Source organism: Bacillus sp. Medicinal_06 (assembly GCF_056711665.1).
In genome coordinates this window covers 58,759-73,657 of the sequence record NZ_JBWYHD010000004.1, presented here as the reverse complement: position 1 = coordinate 73,657, position 14,899 = coordinate 58,759, and the positions used below count along the sequence as shown (strand labels likewise).

Sequence of the window (14,899 nt, the reverse complement as noted above, 5' to 3'; positions counted from 1 at the left end):
TGCCACCATAGATTTGAAAAGTATAAACGTATAATTATCCAACTTAACGCATTATTTTTAAAATTATTTAAAATTTCCTGTTGCTTTCTAGTCATCAGACTATTAAAATTATAACAGTTACTCGACAAATTATTTGAATTTTCGACAAAAATATCAATAGGAGGATTTTCCATATATGCGTACAACTTTAAAGCCATCGCAAATTCTCTCCATTAGCTTATTGCTATTTGCAGTATTTTTCGGCGCTGGTAATATGATTTTCCCACCTCTTCTTGGACTTTCTTCAGGAGAAAACATGTGGGTTTCTATTTCAGGATTTATCATTACAGATGTAGGTTTATCATTATTAGCAATCGTTGCTGTCGCCCTTGCAGGTGGTAGTTTTAAAAACTTAGCGAGCCGTGTTCATCCCAAATTCGCAGCAGTATTAGCTATCATTATCTATCTTTCCATCGGCCCACTATTTGTTATTCCACGGACTGGATCTGTTTCTTATGAGATTGGAATCGCGCCACTTTTTAAAGATCAATGGTATTCCATGTTACTATTTAGTTTTATTTTCTTTACGGTTGTTTACTTCTTATCATTAAACCCATCCAAATTAGTTGATCATATTGGAAAAATATTAACACCGATCTTACTTGGAATTATTGCGGTTATGGCAACAAAAGCAATTCTTTCTCCAACAGGCTCATTTGCGACTCCTGTCGGGGACTATAAAGAGATTCCGTTTTTCAAAGGGTTTTTAGAAGGATTTTTAACATTAGATGCGATTGGCGCTCTCGTTTTGTCGACAATTGTCGTAAATGCGATTCGTCAAAACGGTGTAACCGAAAAAGCTTCTATCGCAAAATACACAATTATTTGTGGAAGCATTGCTGCTTTCTTTTTAACAATCGTTTACTTCTTACTTGGCTATATCGGAGCATCAAATGGAAACTTAGGACAATTTGAAAATGGTGGACAGCTATTAGCAACTGTTATGTACCAATTATTTGGGACAAGCGGTAATATTTTGCTAAGCATCGCCATTATATTTGCGTGCTTAACAACAGCGATTGGCGTAGTTAGCGCGTTTGCCAACTATTTCACAAATGTATTAACAAACGTTTCTTATAAAAAGCTTGTATTATATGTTTGTATTTTTAGCTTTATCATTTCAAACTTAGGACTCAGCTTATTAATCAAAATTACGTTACCTGTGTTAATCATTCTGTATCCAGTTACAATCATCTTAATTTTTGTATCATTTATTGATAAATATACGAAGCGGAAACCATCTGTCTACATCGGTGCCATGATCGCTGCATTCATCATTAGCTGTATTCACGCACTTGATAATGTGGGAATGATGCCATATGCCATTACATCGATCGCAAGCACAATTCCTTTTTACAAATTAGGAATTGGTTGGATCGTCCCAGCAATTATTGGAGGTATTGTCGGATACTTAATTCCGCAAACACAAACAGAAGGCGAAGTTTCTACGAAATAACGAAAGAAGCAAGCATTTAAAAATGCTTGCTTCTTTTTATTTTCTATCATTCCATACAATGTTTGTATAAAAGCAAGCTGTTAACATGTAGTAGCAGAAGTAAATGACACCATATGCCAGCATACTTCCTGCAATTGGCACCATATATTCAAACATACCTCTGAAACCCATTAAACCTAAAAAGGCAAAGAACATGTGACAAATTGCTAATAGTAACGGTGCAAAGAACATAGCCCCGACTTGTTTTCTTACAGATTGCGTTGCTTCTTGTTTTGTTAATCCGATTTTCTTTAACATGTCATATGCAGGACGCTCTGCCATTGCTTCTGTTATTTGCTTAAAGTATAGGATACAACCTGTTGCTAAGATAAATACGATTCCTAAAAATACACTTGCGAATAACAGTACCGCTCCATCTTGTAGTTCAGATTGACTGGCCTGTTCAAATGACTGGAGTTTTGCTTCCTTTGGGATAATATTTATTAACATTTCCGTTAACTTTGCATCCCCATTTCCATCCACGATAAATCCATTTACGCGTGATACTGCCTTTCCTTGCTGGACTTTCTTGAACAATGAATCCTTAACAACAATTCCAATTGGAGCTAATTTTGCACTCACAACCGTCTCTTCTCTATGATCAACAAATGTCACTGTTTCATTATTAATCGATGCTGTTCTTCCTTTAAAAGATGTATTTTCCAAGTTATATGATTGATACGGATCTAATAAAACAGCATCTTTTTCAGAACGAAGTGTAACTGCGTCATTTTTTAATTGGGCAGACGCTCTATTATAATCCGATTCCTTTATAACTTGTATATTTCCATCACCGACTTGATAACCTGTCAAAACTGATGATCCATCTATACTCCCTTTCACTGAAAGTAATGATACAGACGTTTCTCCTTTTATATCATAGTGAGATTTTTGAATTGTCGTTTTTACTTTCTCATTTAAATCCTTACTATCTGTTATATATTCATAACTGACCGGATTCATCGTTGCTGCTGTTTTCTTCGCGCCGTAATACATACTAGAGCTCATTCCAATCGTACATAGCGTCACTGCACTTAAGAGAGATAAAAGCGCAAGCATTTTTACATTTCCTTTTATACGGAAAACCAAAGATGAAATCGATAAAATGTTTGTTCCGTTCCAATACTTTCCTTTATCTTCTTTTATTTTGTGCAGAGATTGAACTGTATATTGTTCAAATAATAAAAATGTCCCTTTTACGATCAATACAAAAATGATAAGTCCTGTTATAAAAACGGCACTAAATCCAAACAGCTGCGTTAATAATGCCACCACATAACCTGCTGCAAGGAATACAATTGCTTGTTTTGCTTTCTTATTTGTAAAGGTCGGTGCCTCTTCTTCTTGATTTTCACCATATAGTAATTCAACTAAACGGTGTTGATAAATGAGTTTTTTACTCTTCCATGATGCAATAACAAAAATAACACCTAATGTTACAAGAACTTCTACTATAGATAAAAATGATACTGAAAATGTAAACGTAAAAGCACTTCCCATTAATTTCACAAGTAGCCCAGCGCAAATATTTGCAACAAAAACACCAATTATAATTCCTACAATACTAGCACCTATACCAAGTAACAACGTTTCATAAAATAATAACTGAGCGATTTCTTTATTTCGGATTCCCAACAAACTATATAAAACAATTTCCTTTTTCTTCTTTCGTAAAAAGAATCCGTTACAATAAAAGATAAAAATCGTTAAAAAAATCATTAACAAAATTTGTGCAAACGTAAATGTCGTTTCGATCTTATCTGATTCTTTTAGAAGTGCGGTTACACTTTCATTTTGTTTAATTGAGACAAATGTAAAATAAATAACAATGCTACCTACTAAAGATATAAAATATAGTAAATAATCACGAATATTCCTCTTTATACTTCGCTTCGATACTTCCAAAAAATCCATTTGATTCTCACCTGCTCTCGTACATTTCGATATACACAGTGTACCGAAAATATGACATTCCCCCTATCGATTTTCATTACATGATTCTTACAATCTTGTAATGAGAAAATGAAGAAAGAGCCTAGTTTCCTAGGCTCTTCACATCGTATGTTTAAATGTAAATAACTCTTCTTTAGGAAGCGAAATAGATTTCACCTCTTCTACTTCCTCGTCTTTTTTCATTTCTCCTAATCTCACTTTTGTTATCGCATCCTCTATACTTCTTACAATCATGTTTCCTGAGAAAATAGTGAGTCCAAAAAAAGTAATTGGTACGAGCGGAATCCATGGATGTACTATTAGAGAACGAAAATATACGCCAATTAAACCAGACCATTCGTGTGTGTAAGAATCTACCTCAATTGGCCCAAAACTCACTGTCCCTCCAAAAAATACTTGAAGCAATCCTAGGTGAAGAAAGATAATAAGCGTTTGAATAAACTGCTGCATCAATACAAGTACAAATGTCATATATAAGTGCGGAAACAAATGTTTCACAATAATACGCCGTCTACTTCCACCTAATATACGAGCAGCATCTACAAACTCTTCCTTTCGTAATTTCCGCACTTCATTTGCAACATAAAGAGAAATTGTCGGAACTGCCAGGATAACAAGCAATATGACTTGAAAGGATGCTCTCTCAAAAAAACTGGTCGTCTCCTCTCCATTGGCAAAACTAGTTGCAAACTGAAGAAAAAAATACGCAATCATAACGGTTGGAATCACTGTAAAACTATCAAAAAACGCTTCAATTTTTGAAAACCCTCTTTTTACATATGTCCCTAATATAACACCAAAAAAGACACCTAAAGCCATCCGTATCATCGCAATAAAAACGGATATACCAATGGTCCACTTTGCTCCTTCAATAACTAGATTTAACAAATCATAACCTTTTCGATCTGTACCAAGTAAAAATTGCCATGAAGGCGCAAATGGTGGAGCTTCTACATTTCCTTGCGCATCATATTGTATTGAAACTTGGCGAATATGTCCTCCATTCCATAACGTATTCCCAATGCTAAGTCCAACTAACACGACAAGAAATAAAATACTAAACCAAAACTTTTTATCGCGCTTTATATATTTCCACATCTCTTATGCCCTCTCTTTCATCGCATCTGGAACGAAATAATGAAACGACTTAAATAGAATAAAGATCGGGATATAAATAAGTAAGATACTCACTGTAAAAACTTCAACCGGTTGATAATTTTTAATGAATACAAAAATACCATGTGTGTTAAAAAGCCATTCTATAATATACAAATTTGATAACATAAACCAAATATTTGTTTTCGCAAAAAACAATGTACTAAGCAACACATTCCGCAATACATGGCGATTTAAAATATAAAAGCGATCAAACCCTTTCGCCCGTGCAAATAACACATAATCTTTTTCTAATTCTGTTTCAAAACGAAGGAGTAATAGCTTTACAAACATAATTGTAGTGGGAATACTTAAACAAATAATAGGTAAGCCCCGAATAGACTCTCCTCTTAGCCCAGCAATTTTAACAGGTAAAAAACCTGTCTTTTGAAAAAACCATACGACAAGAATTTGTGATCCGATAATAAGAAGAATGTCTGGAATGGACTCAAGAAAAAGCAGAAATGATTTCATGCGACGCTGTATATGCAAACGACTTCTCATCATCATATACACAATGCAGAAAGCTATACATAATGAAATAAAAAATGAAGCTAAAAAAATAATCATCGTTTCTTTGTAATGAATAAATAGTTGCGGAAATAACGGCCGATTCATCCCATACGTTAAGTTTGGAACATCTATCAGCTTCATAACTGACATCTTTAAAGCCTGTACATACTGCGAAAAGTTAATATTTAACCCTTCAAATAATTTTGGAAGAGCACCTAAACAAATAATTCCGATGACAGAAAGAATAAATTGCACTGTAACCTCTACTCCATTTGAAATGACCCTTCTTGCCATTTTCCCCCTTCTCTCTATACAAATTTCCATTCTATTCCGTTTTATTTTATAAACTTTTTTGAAAATTGTAAATATTTGCTACAAAAAAGAATCACTAACTTATGATTCTAGTGATTCTTTATGCATATGTTTCTCATTTCTAGCAAACGGCATATAAAGTAATAAACATCCTATAAACACAGCGATTTCCAATGAAATACTATAACTATAGTATGGATGTGGACCTAACATATCAAGTAATGAAGCTGTTTCTGGTTTATGCGCCAACCTTACAAAACTGTAATGTTATTGTAAGCTAAAACGATTTGTCATATTTTCCTTCTCTTCTATACTAAAAACAGATACCAAAAACGAACGAAAAGGTGATAAATAAATGAAAAAGAAAAATAAAGTGTTAATTACGAGTGTAGTAGCTATTGGGATTGCAGCAGGTTCATATTTTGCTTTTGCTGGTGGCGGTTCTGACGTAGCTATGGCATACAGCAGTTATAAAGTAACAGAAAAACAAATTGAAAATGCACAAAAATTTGGCGGTGAAGTTATTCCAAATGGAATTGAAACAATCGCATTTGATCCATCAAAAGGAACATATGAACTAGCTGTAAAAAAAGGCGATGAAGTCAAAAAAGGACAGCTACTCTTTAAATACAATGACCCTACTATGAAATTAGGTGTAACGGAAGCAGAAATGCAAAAAAAACTTGCGAATAAAGAAGTAGAATTATTAAACAAACAACTAAATGCAGCAAAACAAAAATTACAAAAAGATAAAAACGCTGGTGCGCCTACTGAAATGCTAAAAGCAACAGAAACTGAAATCGCACAGCTTGAATCACAGCTTGAAATGAAAAAATTTGAGGTTGAAAAAGCTGATCAAATGATTCAAACAAGCAAAGAGAAATTAACTACTCTTTCTGTAACAAGTCCTGTTGATGGCGTAATTGATGATATTACAAAAAATGCAGACGAAAAAACAGGTATGAGCGGTATTACAATTCGTCACGCTGGTCCATTAAAAGTAAAAGGACAGCTATCAGAATATGAACTAGCTAACGTAAAAATTGGGCAAGAAGTAACTGTCACATCAAAAACGGTACCAGGAAAAACATGGACTGGAAAAGTCACAGAAATCGGTACAACACCAGTAAAAAGCATGGATGAAAACAAAACCGTTTCTAACTATCAATTTATCGTTACATTAGATAATAATGAAGAACTGCAAACGGGATTCCACGTATACGTAACAAGCAAGTCTGGCGAAGCAACTGGTACAGTGGTTCCAAAAAGTAGCATTGTGAAAAAAGGTGATAAAAACATTGTATTCATCGTGAAAGATGGGAAAGCAAAAGAACAAGCAGTTACTGTTGAATTTGAAACAGATAGCGAAGCAAAAGTATCTGGCGTAAAAAAAGGTGACCAAATCATCTCTAAACCAGAAAAAGACTTAAAAGATGGCATGGAGGTTAATGCCCAATGATTGACTTAAAAGGCATCACGAAATCCTTTCAAAACGGTGAAGAAACAGTGCAAATCTTACACGGTATTGATGTAACGCTGAATCAAGGCGAATTCACTTCTATTATGGGACCATCTGGATCTGGTAAATCAACATTAATGAATATTATCGGTTGCTTAGATAAACCAACAAGTGGAACGTATTCGTTAGCTGGACAGAACATTTCAAATATGTCTGAAACGGAGTTAGCTCATATTCGTAATAAAGAAATTGGATTTGTATTCCAAAACTTTATGCTGCTTCCTCGTCTTAATGCGCTGCAAAATGTAGAGTTACCACTTATCTACGCAGGGGTAGATAAAAAAGAACGACGTGAACGGGCGCTGGCTGCACTAACAAAAGTAGGTTTAGCAGACCGCGCAACACATTTACCAAACGAATTATCTGGTGGACAAAAACAGCGTGTTGCCGTTGCTCGCGCCATTGTAAATAATCCAAAGTTCATTTTAGCCGATGAACCAACTGGTGCACTTGATACAAAAACAAGCAAACAAATTATGGACCTCTTTTACGAATTAAACAAACAAGGCTCAACAATCATTATGATTACCCATGACCGTGAAATTGGGGAAGCGGCAGCACGCCAAATTGTAATTCGTGACGGAAATATCGTCCAAGATTGGAGAGGTTAATTTTGAACACAAATGAAAATATACGCATGGCCCTTTCCTCCATCTTCGCACATAAGATGCGTTCTGTATTAACGATGCTGGGGATTATAATTGGGGTTAGCGCCATTATTACCATCATCTCAATCGGAGACGGAACAAATGCAAAGTTCCGTGAACAAATCGGTAATGAAAAGAAAGATCAGTTTTCAGTGAACTATAGAACAGAAGATTATTCTGATATGGATGGAAAAATTTCCGCTAGTATGTATGACGATGTCTCCAAAATTTCCGGTGTTCAAGATGTGTACCCAGATGTTAGAGGCAAAGAAAAAGTGTATGCAGGGAAAAAGGAATTAGATATTGATATAACTGGTGTAAAAGGCGATTACTTTGAAGATACATCCCGCTTCAAACTAGAACACGGCAAATTGTTCACTGCCGCTGATTTAGATAAGCCTGGGCATACAATCGTATTACACAAAGATGCATTTAATAAATTATTCTCTTCATGGGAATCAAACTTGTATGTTGATATAAAAGGTACGCCCTATAAAGTAATTGGTGTATATTCTACTAAATCAACAGCAATGATGGGTGGCATGGAATTTAAAGAAGGTGCTATCTCCGCAGAAAACTGGCCTGTTCTATTTGGGAAAAATAATTATGACGGCTTAACAGTAAAAATTGCTCCAGGTCAAGATAAGGAAACTGTGCAAGATGCAGTTGTAAAATCATTAAATGATGCAAAAAAACCAGAGCATACAGGGAAATTTGAAGTACCAGACCCACAAGAAATGTTAAAAGAAATCGATAGCTTTACAGGCATATTAAAAAGCGTATTCGGTGGTATTGCCGCTATTTCACTACTTGTTGGTGGTATCGGTGTTATGAATATCATGCTCGTTTCTGTAACAGAACGTACGCGTGAAATCGGTATTCGTAAAGCACTTGGTGCAACGCGAGGGAAAGTATTAATGCAATTCCTTATTGAATCTTGTATTTTAACAGCATTAGGCGGATTTATCGGCTTCTTGCTTGGTATTTTCTTCGCTTGGATTGTCGCAATCTTTGCCGGATGGCCACTTGTTGTTTCTGTAAAATTAGGTTTAATCTCAGTAGCATTATCTATGTTAATCGGTATCCTATTCGGGTTACTACCAGCTAACAAAGCTGCGAAACTGGATCCAATTGAATGCTTACGATATGAATAATAGAAAAGGTTGCCTTATAATGGGCAACCTTTTTTACAACGTATTGGAAAACAAGAGCCAGTAGACTCTTGTTTTTTGTCGTTATTTGCCGGCTAGTCGATATCCTTTGTCGAATCGCCGATATATTCGAATTTGCGCCGATATATTGTAAGGAATGGTCGATATATTTGAAAAATCGCCGATAAAATTTCATTTACTAATCTACACAATCCAAATTATATACCTGAAGATTCCATACCGACTTGCAATTTTCTCATAAACTCACTCTTACTATTCTCGCGGGCAAAGGCAGTTTTAGGAACAATATTTGCACTCATTGAGCTCACATAAATAAAAATGTATGCCTCATTTTCTTCTACCTTCTCGATCCCTTTCCAATTCCGCTTTGTCTCTCCACCACTGTTTGTTTCAATAATTCCCTCATCTATTATTTGTAAATTGTGCTTACCTAGTAAATTGCTATAACTTCCTTCTCGAAGCATCTTCTTAATATTTCTTTCGATATGGTTATAGAAATACATAGGATAGAACACGATCCATATCACCCCTGCTAGAAAAAAAATAACAGGTAGCTCCGTATATACTTGACCTGGTGGTCCTAACAAAAAAGTACTAAGTGGAACAGCAAAAAAATAATAGCTACAATATAACGTTGAAGAAATAAAGAACGCTTTACTGTTTTAGAATGCTTTGCATAATGCAGATTAAATGCTATAAAATCTTGTTCCGTTAACATATATTCTACTTGCATTTCCCCCATTCCCTTCTAAAAGTTCCCTCTATTATATCATTTAGATACTTACGTTCCTCTAGATTTTTCTCGACAAAAAAGCCATCATGTATACATGATGGCTTCATACATATCAACCTATTATTTCTTTAATGCAAATCCAAATTTATCCCAAGCTTGTAAATAATCCAATAAGAAAATTTCTTCTTCTACAACACGACCAACCACATTTGTTTTCCCTGTATTCACCATATCTTTTAAAGCAATTTGTAATTCCCCTTTATATTGACCATATTGTTCATTATCAATAAGAAGATCACCACGTTTAATTGGTCTTGTATGATGAGGTTTAAACTCTTCTTTTTTATATTTCACACGACTTTGTGTAGAACGAATCATATATTCAGACACATCCCCGCGATAAAAATGTGGCTCTTCTAATACAATTTTTTTCTCTAATTCTGTTGTCGTTTCATAAATCTCTACATCAAACGTTTGCTTTTCTTTATTTACTTCTCCAAGCGCTTTTAATTCTTCTTCTGATGCATATGCATTCGCAATAATTACATCATCGATTAATTCTGTTGCAAATAAATGTTTCGCCTGCGTTGTCATTGGCAATTCACGATGTTGTTCAAGTGTACATAATCCTTCCGTTACCGGCCATGGACCATATGTCGCATCAAATGATGTAATAAAAGCAGCCGTTCTCATGCCGTAATCTTTAAATTGTTTTGAGCATTTTATAAAATGATTATAAGAAAGACCGGAATAACGATGCGGATAAAAGTTATGGCAACCAATTAAATTTTCACGGTTCGGACGATGACTCATAATATTATCAACGTATTTTGTACCGTTACTCATATTAATCTCAATTTTTAATCCATATGGGTTATATGTCATAATCGACTCTTCTAATCCCGAGAAACCAACATCTAGACGAATACCATACGCACCTAATTCATGGAAGAATGAAAGGTCGTTATAAGAAATTCCAAGTTGTTCAAAAACAGCTGGACTAATATCAACAAGTACTTGGAAACCTAATTTATTTGCATGCGAAACCGTTTCCTTAAACTCTTTCACAATTTTCTCTTTTTCTCCATCTACTGATAATAAACATGTAAATACACGTGTAAAACCATATTGATGTGCTAATGTTAAATATTCCTTATCTTTCTCTACTGTAGAATGTTCTGGATAAATAGAAATACCTAATCGTCTCATGCGTATACGCCTCTTTCTTCATCATCATTTTGTAAACCTTTTCAAATATATGTAGTAAAGTAGTAGAAACTCTCTTCTACTTCACCATTTATTTGAATCCGCTTTCTTTTTAGAGAAACATTTCTCTATCAATCATAACAACTAGCAGACTATACATCTATACTTTACCTTTTTTGATAACATTTGTGTAGTATTTACACAAATTTGTAAATTTTTTTACCCAGGAAAATTGTTATACCATTTCAGTTCACCTTTCTTGACTGTTACATTGACCACTACATATACTCGAAAGAACAGAGAAAAAATTTTAGGGGATGAATATATGGGAGAAGCAGCACTCGTAAAACGAGAACCATTATGGACAAAAGAATTTATTGCGCTTATTTTCGCTAACTTATGTATGTTTTTAGGATTTCAAATGTTAATCCCAACACTGCCTGTTTACGTGAAAGAAATTGGTGGTACGAGTTCAAACATCGGATTTGTTGTTGGAATGTTTACTGTGGCGGCTTTAATTATTCGGCCACTCACCGGAAATGCACTACAAAAATTTAGTAAAAAGCTCATTTTAATGACTGGTACTGCCATTTGCCTACTTGCCATGGGCAGCTACCTATTTGCCTCTACTGTCTTCCTTCTTCTTGCTGTTCGTATTTTACACGGAGCTGGTTTTGGAATTACCACTACAACATATGGGACTGTAGTCTCCTACTTAATTCCAGCAGCCCGACGTGGTGAGGGTATGGGGTATTTTGGGCTCTCTGGAACGATCGCTATGGCACTTGGCCCTCTTATCGGACTGTGGCTTATGCAAACTTATAACTTTACGATTCTTTTTTTATGTGCACTATCTTGCACAGTAGTTTCATTACTATTAACAAAATTACTCAAAATTCAAGCAACTGAAAAACCAATTCACCAAGCACACGAAACATTTTTAGATGGATTTATCGAAAAGAAAGCTTTACTTCCTTCATTATTAATATTATGTATTACATTAATGTATGGAGGGATCGGTAGCTTTATCACGTTATTTGCTACGCAAGTTGGTATTACTGATATTAGCCTTTTCTTCTTATTTAATGCCCTTGCCATCGCAGTAACACGTCCCTTCTCCGGAAGACTATACGATGTAAAAGGTCATGCATTTGTTATTATTCCCGGTGTTATTTTAACATTTGCAGGCATTATCCTATTATCATATACAACAACAATACCAAGTTTAATAATTGCAGCAAGCTGTTACGGAAGTGGATTCGGCGCTATTCAGCCCGCCTTACAAGCATGGATGATTGACCGTGTAGATCCTCATCGCCGCGGCGTTGCTACCGCAACATTCTTTTCTGCATTTGATCTTGGAATTGGAGCCGGAGCCATTATCTTTGGATTCATCGCACACTTTACAGACTATGCAACTGTATATCGCTATTCCTCTGTGTTACTGATCGCGTTTCTTTTTATTTACATTACAAATGTACGAAAGCAAAAACGACTGGATAAAAAACATGAGAAAGCTGCTGGATGATTCAGCAGCTTTTCATGTTATCCCTCTATTTGCGGGCAGTAAGACGACTAATAATCAGTGGGGCTTCGTCTACCACTGATTATTAGCCTTCACTTTATCTATATGATTTCAAATGTACATATTCCTAAATAGTTGCTCAATCATTTACTCCAAATTCCAATACATACACTTTATCCTCCAATTCAAATACAAAATGCTCTGCACTGACGTACCAATCGTAATCACTTTGGACTTCATACGTAATTACGTGTCTTCCATCAAAAAATGAGACTAATAGCTCAAGAAATGTTTGAACCCTATTGTCTTTCTCTACCTCATGTAACATTTGATTATCATATTTTAAATAAAACTCTCTTTCAAAAAACCATCGATCTAATACTTCTTGTAATCGTTCTTCATAATTATTACATATTTCATGACTGTGATACTCTCTCTCAAAATATGTTTGAATAGTGGCAAGAATCGTATCTTGTTTCACTATTTCATGAAACTGAAAAGTATATCCATGATTCGTCATATGATTAACCTGTTCCATCGCCAATAAATAACCATTTATTTTATCTAACACAATTTCCCCCTCCAATTATATATATGTACTTACAATTAAATCGCTTTTCTAAAATGAAATTTCTACTTTCATTCTTTACATACCTACCGTTAAATTCCACTTTTTTTGTTCCGTGCATATTCTCATCTCATACATACAAATACTATGACTATTACAGGTAAATTGTACAGAATAACATTACATTTAAACTATAATTCTCCATAATGTAAACGGTCTTTTTTTAAGGTTACGTAAATTTTTTAAAGCTTTGTAAATTTAATGTAAAGTTTGCATTGATATCATTTACATCACCTCAAATTTTAGTTAATAATTACACCGTACATGAAATTTAAGGAGTGAAATGTGTGGAATTTAATGTTCAAGACATGATCTTCCAGTTTATTGGTGGATTAGGTATTTTCTTATTCGGGATTAAGTACATGGGGGACGGACTGCAACAAGCAGCTGGTGATCGCCTACGTGACATTCTCGATCGTTTTACAACTAACCCACTTATGGGCGTACTAGCAGGTATGTTAGTTACCATACTGATTCAATCTAGCTCAGGAACAACCGCTTTAACAGTCGGACTTGTAAGTGCTGGATTTATGACACTAAGACAAGCAATTGGTGTTATTATGGGTGCTAACATTGGTACAACCGTTACAGCATTTATTATTGGAATTAAAATTGGAGAATATGCTCTTCCAATTATGGCAGTTGGAGCAATCTTACTATTCTTCTTTAAAAATAAAAAAGTACACTCTCTTGGACAAGTCATTTTCGGATTTGGTATGTTATTCTTCGGTTTAGAATTAATGAGCACAGGTATGAAGCCGCTGCGCTCTCTAGAATCATTCCAAGAATTAACTGTTAGCATGAGTAACAGCCCAATCTTAGGCGTTATCGTAGGTACAGTATTTACATTAATTGTACAAAGCTCAAGTGCAACAATCGGGATCCTACAAGAGTTATTTGGCCAAGGTGCAATTGATTTAAAAGCTGCTTTACCTGTACTATTTGGTGATAATATCGGTACAACAATTACCGCTGTATTAGCAGCGATTGGTACTTCTATTGCAGCAAGACGAGCAGCATTAGTACACGTTATCTTTAACATAGTTGGTACAATTATCTTTACAATTTTATTAGTACCATTTACAAATTTGATTCAATATTTCCAAACATCATTAAATTTAAATCCAGAAATGACAATTGCTTTTGCACATGGAACATTTAATGTAACGAATGCGATTATTCAGTTCCCATTCATTGCAGTGTTAGCATGGATTGTAACAAAAATTATTCGCGGTGAAGATGCTTCTATTGACTTTAAACCGCAGCACTTAAATCCAATCTTTATTGAACAATCTCCTGCCATTGCCTTAACAGAGGCACAAAAAGAAATTATTCGTATGGCAGAGTTCTCATTACACGGACTAAAAGAAGCAACTCTATTTTTAAATACAAAAGAAAAGAAACATGCTGATATGGCAGCACAATTAGAAGGCGCTATTAACAACTTAGATAGAAAAATTACCGATTATTTAGTACTACTTTCTGAAAAACCACTTTCACCAATGGATTCAGAAAAACATTCTGTCTTAGCATCTGTTGTCGGAGATATTGAACGAGTTGGAGACCATGTAGAAAATGTTGTGGAGCTTGTTGACTCCCAAATTTCTAATCGCGTTACACTATCAGAGGAAGCAATGGCAGAACTAAACGAAATGCTTGAACTAACAACTTCAACACTGCAAGATGCAATTAATGCTTTAACAAACTTTGATACTGAACTTGCACAAACAGTCATTACAAAAGAACGTAAAATTGACCAAATGGAACGTGTATTACGTAAACGCCACGTACTACGTCTAAATGAACGTAGTTGCTCAGGTGATGCAAGCATTATTTATGTTGATATGGTAAGTAACTTAGAGCGTATCGGCGACCATGCTGTAAATATTGCAGATGGCGTTTTAGGAGAACAAGGGAAGTTTGCTTTAAAACAAACTCTATAATACAAAAAAGACGACCTTGATAAGGTCGTCTTTTTCTATATCATGTCCTATACATACGA

Annotated in this window: 12 protein-coding genes and 1 pseudogene; 6 read left to right on the top strand and 7 right to left on the bottom strand. The window is 34.9% G+C overall.

All coding sequences use genetic code 11. The annotated features are described in order from the left end of the window. Nucleotides 1–175 precede the first annotated feature (175 nt). Nucleotides 176–1,495 (top strand): branched-chain amino acid transport system II carrier protein BrnQ2, encoded by a 1,320-nt coding sequence (brnQ2, locus tag AC1M36_RS10660; protein ID WP_479845843.1) that lies wholly within the window; start codon nt 176–178, stop codon nt 1,493–1,495. A 36-nt stretch (nt 1,496–1,531) separates the two neighbouring features. On the opposite strand, the gene AC1M36_RS10655 is transcribed toward brnQ2, so the two are convergent. The 4 genes and pseudogenes from AC1M36_RS10655 to AC1M36_RS10640 form a co-directional block, all read right to left on the bottom strand. Beyond that, nucleotides 1,532–3,448 (bottom strand): FtsX-like permease family protein, encoded by a 1,917-nt coding sequence (locus AC1M36_RS10655; RefSeq protein WP_479845842.1) that lies wholly within the window; start codon nt 3,446–3,448, stop codon nt 1,532–1,534. Between the two features lie 138 nt (nt 3,449–3,586). Next, a complete protein-coding gene (locus AC1M36_RS10650) occupies nt 3,587–4,585 on the bottom strand; it encodes an ABC transporter permease (protein WP_336450705.1) in 999 nt (332 codons plus the stop codon). Between the two features lie 3 nt (nt 4,586–4,588). Then, nucleotides 4,589–5,449 (bottom strand): ABC transporter permease subunit, encoded by an 861-nt coding sequence (locus tag AC1M36_RS10645; RefSeq protein ID WP_336450704.1) that lies wholly within the window; start codon nt 5,447–5,449, stop codon nt 4,589–4,591. A gap of 99 nt (nt 5,450–5,548) precedes the next feature. Beyond that, nucleotides 5,549–5,728, bottom strand: a pseudogene (locus AC1M36_RS10640) (YwaF family protein); the annotation flags it as partial. A 94-nt stretch (nt 5,729–5,822) separates the two neighbouring features. Between AC1M36_RS10640 and AC1M36_RS10635 the strand changes: the two are divergent. Genes AC1M36_RS10635 through AC1M36_RS10625 form a run of 3 tightly spaced genes read left to right on the top strand, consistent with a single transcriptional unit; the run spans nt 5,823 to nt 8,787 of the window. Then, on the top strand, nt 5,823–6,926 hold the full coding sequence (locus AC1M36_RS10635) for an efflux RND transporter periplasmic adaptor subunit (protein WP_336450703.1): 1,104 nt from the start codon (nt 5,823–5,825) through the stop codon (nt 6,924–6,926). Next, nucleotides 6,923–7,597, top strand: a complete 675-nt coding sequence (locus AC1M36_RS10630; protein ID WP_336450702.1) for an ABC transporter ATP-binding protein — start codon at nt 6,923–6,925, stop codon at nt 7,595–7,597. Before AC1M36_RS10635 ends, AC1M36_RS10630 begins: the two co-directional genes overlap by 4 nt. Before the next feature lie 26 nt (nt 7,598–7,623). Beyond that, a complete protein-coding gene (locus tag AC1M36_RS10625; protein WP_420792328.1) occupies nt 7,624–8,787 on the top strand; it encodes an ABC transporter permease in 1,164 nt (387 codons plus the stop codon). Nucleotides 8,788–9,002: 215 nt separating this feature from the next. Here the strand turns inward: AC1M36_RS10625 and AC1M36_RS10620 are convergent, their stop codons facing one another. Together AC1M36_RS10620 and AC1M36_RS10615 are read right to left on the bottom strand one after the other, a co-directional pair. Further along, nucleotides 9,003–9,320 carry a YcxB family protein gene (locus tag AC1M36_RS10620; RefSeq protein WP_336450700.1) on the bottom strand — a complete coding sequence of 106 codons (318 nt, stop codon included), beginning with the start codon at nt 9,318–9,320 and terminating at the stop codon, nt 9,003–9,005. A 338-nt stretch (nt 9,321–9,658) separates the two neighbouring features. Then, nucleotides 9,659–10,747 carry a DUF871 domain-containing protein gene (locus tag AC1M36_RS10615; RefSeq protein WP_336450699.1) on the bottom strand — a complete coding sequence of 363 codons (1,089 nt, stop codon included), beginning with the start codon at nt 10,745–10,747 and terminating at the stop codon, nt 9,659–9,661. Nucleotides 10,748–11,069: 322 nt separating this feature from the next. On the opposite strand from AC1M36_RS10615, the gene AC1M36_RS10610 reads away from it, so the two are divergent. Then, nucleotides 11,070–12,272, top strand: coding sequence for an MFS transporter (locus tag AC1M36_RS10610; protein WP_336450698.1), 1,203 nt, complete (start codon nt 11,070–11,072; stop codon nt 12,270–12,272). 136 nt (nt 12,273–12,408) lie between these two features. On the opposite strand, the gene AC1M36_RS10605 is transcribed toward AC1M36_RS10610, so the two are convergent. Then, nucleotides 12,409–12,840: a hypothetical protein gene (locus AC1M36_RS10605; RefSeq protein ID WP_336450697.1), complete on the bottom strand. Its 432-nt coding sequence runs from the start codon at nt 12,838–12,840 to the stop codon at nt 12,409–12,411. A gap of 344 nt (nt 12,841–13,184) precedes the next feature. Here AC1M36_RS10605 and AC1M36_RS10600 point away from each other — a divergent pair, with 344 nt between their 5' ends. Further along, the gene (locus AC1M36_RS10600) at nt 13,185–14,840 is read left to right on the top strand and encodes a Na/Pi cotransporter family protein (RefSeq protein ID WP_336450696.1); all 1,656 of its coding nucleotides are present in this window, start codon (nt 13,185–13,187) and stop codon (nt 14,838–14,840) included. Nucleotides 14,841–14,899 lie beyond the last annotated feature (59 nt).

Excerpts from the sequence above, each read along its gene's own strand:
- brnQ2 (WP_479845843.1), top strand. The coding sequence starts at position 176 with ATGCGTACAACTTTAAAGCCATCGCAAATTCTCTCCATTAGCTTATTG.
- AC1M36_RS10655 (WP_479845842.1), bottom strand. The coding sequence starts at position 3,448 with ATGGATTTTTTGGAAGTATCGAAGCGAAGTATAAAGAGGAATATTCGT.
- AC1M36_RS10650 (WP_336450705.1), bottom strand. The coding sequence starts at position 4,585 with ATGTGGAAATATATAAAGCGCGATAAAAAGTTTTGGTTTAGTATTTTA.
- AC1M36_RS10645 (WP_336450704.1), bottom strand. The coding sequence starts at position 5,449 with ATGGCAAGAAGGGTCATTTCAAATGGAGTAGAGGTTACAGTGCAATTT.
- AC1M36_RS10635 (WP_336450703.1), top strand. The coding sequence starts at position 5,823 with ATGAAAAAGAAAAATAAAGTGTTAATTACGAGTGTAGTAGCTATTGGG.
- AC1M36_RS10630 (WP_336450702.1), top strand. The coding sequence starts at position 6,923 with ATGATTGACTTAAAAGGCATCACGAAATCCTTTCAAAACGGTGAAGAA.
- AC1M36_RS10625 (WP_420792328.1), top strand. The coding sequence starts at position 7,624 with ATGGCCCTTTCCTCCATCTTCGCACATAAGATGCGTTCTGTATTAACG.
- AC1M36_RS10615 (WP_336450699.1), bottom strand. The coding sequence starts at position 10,747 with ATGAGACGATTAGGTATTTCTATTTATCCAGAACATTCTACAGTAGAG.
- AC1M36_RS10610 (WP_336450698.1), top strand. The coding sequence starts at position 11,070 with ATGGGAGAAGCAGCACTCGTAAAACGAGAACCATTATGGACAAAAGAA.